Here is a 6,405-nt window from a genome sequence, read left to right on the forward strand (position 1 = left end):
AAAAAAGAACCCGGCCAGGGGGCCGGGTTGGGAAGCCTTTTTGCTGTCACACATAAGGCACCCGCTCAGGGAGGAAAAGCGGGGGGCTCCCCTTGCGGTTCGCCCATCAATAATGTTACTGCAATTCCCAAATTTGTGGGAAGCCCTGACACCCTATCGGGCTATCGGGCAATAGCGCGACACATCACATCATCTTGGCGAGCTCGAACATCACGGCCGTGCCCAGGGCTTCACGGATGTTGCCACGCCCCACCTTGGCCATGGAATACTCTCCGAAGCCGGACATGTCGAACGAGCTGTCGTCGGGCGAGATCTCGACAAAGGGCAGCTCGAAAACCTCACGCAGCACATCACGGTGAAAGACCTCGAAATCGTCGCCCTTCAGTTCGGCGTCGATCACCACGAGGTTGGGCATGCGCGCCCGTATGGCTTCACGTGCCTGTTGCAAGTTCACGACACTGTCGGAGGCAATGCCAATCTCCCGCAAGGCGTCGCGCACGGCGGCCCGGATCTGCAGGCTGGGCGAGATGGTCAGCACATACACCCCCTGCAACGACCGGAATGTCGTCGAGTGCTCGTCCGACAGATCGACCGCCGAGATGCCATCCACGGCCTGCACGGTGCGCGTGAACATGAGCGTGAGGCTGGCCCCTTCCTCGGTGATCTCCCGCGTGAGCTCGATGCCGCCGGCGGTGTGGGCGATCTGGCGCATGAGCATCCAGCTGAGGTTGTCCGGCGAGGCCGCGCTGGACGGCGGCAGCCCGTCGCTGCTGGCACGCACCTGCAGCCGCGCATGGGGTGGCCAGTGGTTGAGGTCCAGCCGCACATCGACCCGGTTGCCGAAGGGGACGCTCCAGTCGAGCACGGCATTGACCAGCGTATGGGCGACGGTGGGATCGATCAGCACATCCACCGGTTTGAGTTTGCGGCGCAGCACGATGCCGACGGCACCCATTTCGCCCTTGCGCTCCTGCAGCACGCTTTCCACCAGATCGGCCATATCGACCTTCTCGTGCGACTGGCGGATGCGGCCACCGTAGAAACGCTGGATCTGCTGCGCACTGACCCCGGCCAGCTTGATGCGCTCGACCAGAACCGTGAGCAGGCGGTGCTCCAGCGAGGACAGGCGCTCCTTGCCCAGCAACTGGTCCAGGTGGTGCTGCAGCAGGCTGACCCCTTCGGTGACCTGGCCGGCCAGGCCGGCCACCAGCGCCGGCCAGTGGCTGTCCAGGGTCCAGGCGTCCGGGTCGGCGGCAGTGGCGGCCGGCTTGCCGGCCGATGTCAGAGGTTTTTGCGTGGACAACATGATGAGCGCAGGCAGTGGTGTTTGACCAGGGCGCCAGACAGGGGCGCGAGGTCACGGCAGGAACGACGCGCCGAAGGACACATCCAAGGCAGGCAACGAAGCCCTCGTTCCTGCATCGGGCGGAGTTCAACACATTCAGCTAAACATTTCAATATTTTGTTACTTTTCGCTTCCTGTCGTCAGCGTTCGGCCGGACGCACCAGGACAGAGCCGATTTGCCACAATAGCCCCATGCATACGCCCCCGCCCTTCCCCCTCTCCCGCCCTCGTCGCCTGCGCCGCGACGCCTTCAGTCGCGAGCTGGTGCGCGAGCACCGGCTGCACCCTTCGGATCTGATCTACCCGGTGTTCGTGCACGAGGGACAAGGTCGCCACGAGGCCGTGGCATCCATGCCCGGCGTGGAACGCCTGAGCCTGGACCTGCTGTTGCCCGTCGCCGAGGATTGCGTGAAACTGGGCATCCCGGTGCTGGCCCTGTTCCCGGCCATCGACCCGTCGCTCAAGACGCCGGACGGCGCCGAGGCGGCCAACCCGGACGGCCTGATCCCGCGCGTCGTACGCGCCCTCAAGCAGCACTTTCCCGAACTGGGCGTGATGACCGACGTGGCGCTGGACCCGTACACCAGCCACGGCCAGGACGGTGTACTGGATGAACACAACTACATCCTCAACGAGGAGACGGTGGCCATCCTGGTGCGCCAGGCGATGGCACAGGCCGAGGCCGGCGTGGACATCGTGGCCCCCAGCGACATGATGGACGGCCGCATCGGCGCCGTCCGCCAGGCGCTGGAACAGAGCGGGCACACGCTCACGCGCATCATGGCCTACAGCGCCAAGTACGCCAGCGCCTTCTATGGCCCGTTCCGCGACGCGGTGGGCTCGGCGGCCAACCTGGGCAAGGCCGACAAGAAGGTCTACCAGATGGACCCGGGCAACAGCAACGAAGCGCTGCGCGAAGTGGCGCTGGACATTGCCGAGGGCGCCGACATGGTGATGGTCAAGCCCGGCATGCCCTACCTGGACATCGTGCGCCGGGTCAAGGATGAATTCGGCATGCCCACTTTCGCCTACCAGGTCAGCGGCGAGTACGCCATGATCAAGGCCGCGGCGCAAAACGGCTGGCTCGATCATGACGCGGTGATGATGGAGTCGCTGCTGGCATTCAAGCGCGCCGGCGCCGATGGCGTCTTGACCTATTTCGCCCGCGACGCGGCGCGCCTGCTGCGCGCCTGACCCACGCGCCCGGCACGGCGGGCGCGCGACACCATCTGTCAACCGATGTGCTTGGCCAGGAAGGCCAGGGTGCGCTCGCGCGCGAGCTTGGCGGCAGCCGCGTCGTAGGCGCCACGGTGGTCGCAGTTGAAACCATGGTTGGCCGGATAAACGTGGACCTCGGCACCGGGCTGGGCGCGGCGGAAGGCCTCGACGCTGTCCAGCGGAATCCAGTGGTCCTGCTCGCCGAAGTGGGCCAGCACCGGCACCTTGGGCTGGCGCGCCGCCTCGGCCTCACTGGTCATGCCGCCGCCATAGTAGGACACGGCCGCCGACAGGCCATCGAGCAGGCAGGCTGCGCGCCAGCTCAGCAAGCCACCCCAGCAGTAGCCCATGATGCCCACTTTCCCGGCCTGGGCGGCATGGGCGATGGCGGCCTGGATGTCGGCCAGCACGCCAGGTGCCGGCAGGGCCTCGACCGCCGCCTTGAGCCCCATGCCGGCCTTCATGTCGGCCTCGGCGTAACCGAGCTCGACACCGGCCTGGACCCGGTGAAAGATCGCTGGCGCCACCACGGCGTAGCCGTCGGCAGCATAGCCGTCGGCCACCTCGCGGATGTGGCTGTTGACGCCGAAAATCTCCTGCAGGACCACCAGTCCGCCCTTGGCCGGCCCGGCGGGCTGAGCCACGTAGGCAGGGAAAGTGAAACCATCAGCGGCGGTGAGATCGATGAACTGACCCATGAAGTCTCCTGAACAACAATGAAACAAGGAAGGAAAACGAAAGATCAGCGGACAGTCCGGTGCGTGACGCATGCGCGCGCCGCACTCGTATAAGGTGCCCGGCTGCAGCAAACTGCCATCGCCGACGATCCTGAGAACGCCATACCATGACAGCCACCACGCCCGAGCATAGCCCCAACATCAAAATCTGGTGGGAAGATCTGGTAGTTGGCCAGACACGCGACTTGGGTAGCCTCTCACCCACGCGGGAAGAAATCATCGCCTTCGCCACCCAGTTCGACCCGCAACCCTTCCACCTGAGCGAGGAAGCCGGCAGGGCCTCGGTGTTCGGCGGCCTGAGCGCCAGCGGCTGGCATACCTGCGCCCTGGCCATGCGGCTGATGGTGACCAACTTCCTGCATGAAACATCGAGCCTGGGCTCGCCGGGCCTGGAAAGCCTGAAGTGGACCAGGCCGGTCTACCCCGGCGACGTGCTGCGCCTGACGTCCACCATCGTCGAGAAGCGCCCGATGAGCAGGCGGCCCGACGTCGGCCTGGCACGCACGCTCTGGGAGATGTACAACCAGCACGGCGAGAAGGTGCTGCACATGGATGGCTATGGCATGTTCCGCCGGCGCGAGCCCGGTGTGGACAGGCCCTAAAGGGCCGGCGCCGGCCCGCGCTGGCGGGCATGCTGGGTGAGGATGTCGCAGGTCAGGCGGATGTGCACCTCCAGGGCCAGGGCGGCGCGCGCCTCCTGGCGTGCCAGCGCCGCCTCGAAGATGGCCTGGTGCTCGGCATGCACGTCGCGCCCGACACCCGGCCTGGCGCCCAGGCGCAGCGCCACATGGCGGTAGCGCTCTCCGTGACGGTAGAGGATGCTCAGCAGATGGAGCGTCCATGGCGAGCAATAGCCGGCGATCAGGGTGTCGTGGAAGCGCCGGTTGGCCAGCTCCCACTGGACCGGGTGGTGCCCGGGCCCCTGGCGCTCGATCTCGCTCAGGTGCGCATAGCTGTCGCGCAGCGCGGACTCCCAGGCCGCATCACCGAGGCGGATCGATTGCCGCAGGGCCTCGGTTTCGAGCCGGACCCGCGTCTCGGTCAGGTCCCGCAGGTCGGACAGAGAAATGGCGCTGACCCGGTAGCCACGCTGTCCCTCGACCGTGACCAGCGCATCGGACACCAGCAGGGCCAGTGCCTCACGCAGGGTGCCCGCGCCCACACCATAGTCGTTGCGCAGGTGCTCGACCCGCAAGCGCTGACCCGGCTCCAGCCGGCCGCACACGATGTCGTGGCGCAGGGCGCGGTAGGCACGTTCGGTCAGCGTCCGCGGCGCGACCTCATCACGGGCCCTGGCCGGCCCCCCCACATCGGCGTGCAGCATCAGATCTGGTGACATGTTCAATCGTCGTCGCCACTGCCAGGCTGGTTGCGCTTGAGCCGGTAAGCCAGTTGTGCCCGCGTCATGCCCAGCAATCGCGCCGCGCCCGCGAGGTTGCCGGCACTGCGTTCGACCGCCAGGTTCAGCACCATCGCCTCCAGCTCCGCGATCGGGGTCCGGCTTTCCAGAATGCGTTCGCACAGCGCCAGCTCGCTGTCAGAGGACTGCCGCGCCAGCCGGCCTTGCCCGTCCGGGCTGTCGTGCGGCGGCGTCGGCTGGTTGGGAAACAGGTGCTCTGCCTCGACGAACCCGCCCTGGGGTGCCAGGATGACGCCGCGCTCGACCAGGTTTTCCAGCTCGCGCACATTGCCGGGCCAGTCGTGGTGCAACAGGGTCTGCAGCGCGCGATCACCGAAACCGGCCAGCCGCTTGTTGTGGACGGCGGTGAAGCGCGTGAGCAGGTGCCCGGCCAGGGCCTCGATGTCGCCGATGCGCTCGCGCAGCGGCGGGATGCAGATCGGGTACACGTTCAGGCGGTACAGCAGGTCGCGCCGGAACAGCCCCCGCTCCACCGCGCCGAGCAGGTCGACGTTGGTCGCCGCCACCAGCCGCACATTGACCTGGCGCCCGGTTTCGGCGCCCAGGCGTTCGATCTCGCCGTCCTGCAGCACGCGCAGCAGCTTGGCCTGCGCCGGCAGCGGCAGGTCGCCCACCTCGTCGAGAAACAGCGTGCCACCGTCGGCGCGCTCGAAGCGGCCGGCACGCGACGCGTGCGCGCCCGTGAAGGCGCCCTTCTCGACGCCAAACAGCTCGGCCTCGATGAGCTCGGTGGGCAGCGCCGCGCAGTTGACGGCGACGAAGGGCCCCTGCGCGCGGTCCGAGTGGGCGTGCAGTGCGCGCGCAAAGCGCTCCTTGCCCACACCGGTCTCGCCGGTCAGCAGGACCGTGACCTGGGTGGCCGCGGCGCGCCGCATCAGCTCGTGCGCCGCCCGAAAGGCCGGCGACTGGCCCACCAGCATGCCGCCGGACACCGGTGGCGAGAGCGTCGTTTTCAGTGCCTCGACCTGCTGGCTCAGGGCATCGATGGTGTCCAGCAGCGAGTCGTCCTCGAAATAGTGACGATGGGCATCACCATCGGGCCACTCGTCGATCGGCCGGCCCTCGATCAGGCAGTGTTCGTCGCCGCAGGCGGCGCAATGGGTTTCCTTGAACAGGATGAGCCGACCCATGAACGCGCTGGTGTAACCGCTGGCATAGCCGAGCAGCGTCCAGCACGAGGGTTCGTCCGCGATGCCGAAGGCCGTGCGGTGGGCGTGGGCTTCCCACGAATCGTCCCAGCGGAACGCGCCATCGAACTGACCGGCCTCGATGTCGGCCTTCAGGCGCACCGGCGTGACGCGCGCCGCCCCTTCGAGCATGTGCAGTTGCGGCCCGACCAGGAACATGTCCTCCAGCCCTTTGCCGCCCCGGGTCTGGCGCGCAAATCCGGCGTCGTGCAGGCCGCAGGCATAGCCCATGCGCGTGAGCAGTCGCCGCGCATGCTCACCGCCGACCGAGCGGATGAGATCCTGGCGCAGCGCCGCCAGCGCCGCGGTGTGCAGCAGCAGCATGCGCCGCTCGCCCAGCCAGATGGCGCCACTGTCCGGCTCGAAGCGCAACAGGCGCCGCAGGTCGCTGTCACTGGGGTAGGTCAGGGCATCGTTCAATGTACTTGTCTCCTGCTGCGCCACGGCGCGTCGAGGCCGCCGGTGTCACCGGGTGGCCGGGGGGCTGGCGCCCTCTAA

General features: G+C 67.4%; 6 protein-coding genes. 2 read left to right on the top strand and 4 right to left on the bottom strand.

Annotated features, from left to right (window positions below; translation table 11 throughout):
- Positions 1–184 precede the first annotated feature (184 nt).
- Positions 185–1,306, bottom strand: a complete 1,122-nt coding sequence (locus PHQ87_RS13560) for a hypothetical protein (protein ID WP_300235360.1) — start codon at positions 1,304–1,306, stop codon at positions 185–187.
- A 231-nt stretch (positions 1,307–1,537) separates the two neighbouring features.
- Here PHQ87_RS13560 and hemB point away from each other — a divergent pair, with 231 nt between their 5' ends.
- Positions 1,538–2,539, top strand: coding sequence for a porphobilinogen synthase (hemB, locus tag PHQ87_RS13565; protein WP_300235363.1), 1,002 nt, complete (start codon positions 1,538–1,540; stop codon positions 2,537–2,539).
- 38 nt (positions 2,540–2,577) lie between these two features.
- On the opposite strand, the gene PHQ87_RS13570 is transcribed toward hemB, so the two are convergent.
- The gene (locus PHQ87_RS13570; RefSeq protein ID WP_300235366.1) at positions 2,578–3,261 is read right to left on the bottom strand and encodes a dienelactone hydrolase family protein; all 684 of its coding nucleotides are present in this window, start codon (positions 3,259–3,261) and stop codon (positions 2,578–2,580) included.
- Positions 3,262–3,407: 146 nt separating this feature from the next.
- Here PHQ87_RS13570 and PHQ87_RS13575 point away from each other — a divergent pair, with 146 nt between their 5' ends.
- Positions 3,408–3,902, top strand: coding sequence for a MaoC family dehydratase (locus PHQ87_RS13575; RefSeq protein ID WP_300235368.1), 495 nt, complete (start codon positions 3,408–3,410; stop codon positions 3,900–3,902).
- On the opposite strand, the gene PHQ87_RS13580 is transcribed toward PHQ87_RS13575, so the two are convergent.
- A complete protein-coding gene (locus PHQ87_RS13580; protein WP_320388227.1) occupies positions 3,899–4,639 on the bottom strand; it encodes a GntR family transcriptional regulator in 741 nt (246 codons plus the stop codon). The two genes, PHQ87_RS13575 and PHQ87_RS13580, sit on opposite strands and share 4 nt — an antisense overlap.
- A 2-nt stretch (positions 4,640–4,641) precedes the next feature.
- Positions 4,642–6,327 carry a sigma-54-dependent Fis family transcriptional regulator gene (locus tag PHQ87_RS13585; RefSeq protein WP_300235370.1) on the bottom strand — a complete coding sequence of 562 codons (1,686 nt, stop codon included), beginning with the start codon at positions 6,325–6,327 and terminating at the stop codon, positions 4,642–4,644.
- Positions 6,328–6,405 lie beyond the last annotated feature (78 nt).

This window comes from Hydrogenophaga sp., from assembly GCF_028698005.1.
GTDB lineage: Bacteria > Pseudomonadota > Gammaproteobacteria > Burkholderiales > Burkholderiaceae_C > Hydrogenophaga.

Bases quoted from the DNA above. Each gene is read 5' to 3' on its own strand.
- PHQ87_RS13560 (WP_300235360.1), bottom strand. From the start codon at position 1,306: ATGTTGTCCACGCAAAAACCTCTGACATCGGCCGGCAAGCCGGCCGCC.
- hemB (WP_300235363.1), top strand. From the start codon at position 1,538: ATGCATACGCCCCCGCCCTTCCCCCTCTCCCGCCCTCGTCGCCTGCGC.
- PHQ87_RS13570 (WP_300235366.1), bottom strand. From the start codon at position 3,261: ATGGGTCAGTTCATCGATCTCACCGCCGCTGATGGTTTCACTTTCCCT.
- PHQ87_RS13575 (WP_300235368.1), top strand. From the start codon at position 3,408: ATGACAGCCACCACGCCCGAGCATAGCCCCAACATCAAAATCTGGTGG.
- PHQ87_RS13580 (WP_320388227.1), bottom strand. From the start codon at position 4,639: ATGTCACCAGATCTGATGCTGCACGCCGATGTGGGGGGGCCGGCCAGG.